Below are 229 nucleotides of genomic sequence, written 5' to 3' on the forward strand. Positions count from 1 at the left end.
CTGCCTGGACAATGCAGCGATGGAGAGCTTCTTTGGGACGCTGAAGTCGGAGTTCTTTTACCTGAACAGCTTTGACAGCATCGAGAGTCTGGAGGCGGGGCTGGTGGAATACATCCAGTACTACAACCAAGAGCGAATCAAATTGAAATTGAAGGGCCTGAGCCCGGTACAGTACCGGGAGCAGGCCCAACAGGCCCAATCGGCCGCCTGACCCCGTCCAAGTCTCGGG

1 protein-coding gene is annotated in these 229 nt (G+C 56.3%); it reads left to right on the top strand.

Features of this window, described 5'->3' with window-relative positions:
- A partial coding sequence (locus R5H29_RS22950; protein ID WP_332328840.1) for an IS3 family transposase occupies positions 1-211 on the top strand: 211 nt, incomplete at its 5' end.
- Positions 212-229: the final 18 nt, after the last annotated feature.

Source organism: Stenotrophomonas sp. A3_2, from assembly GCF_036624925.1.
GTDB lineage: Bacteria > Pseudomonadota > Gammaproteobacteria > Xanthomonadales > Xanthomonadaceae > Stenotrophomonas > Stenotrophomonas hibiscicola.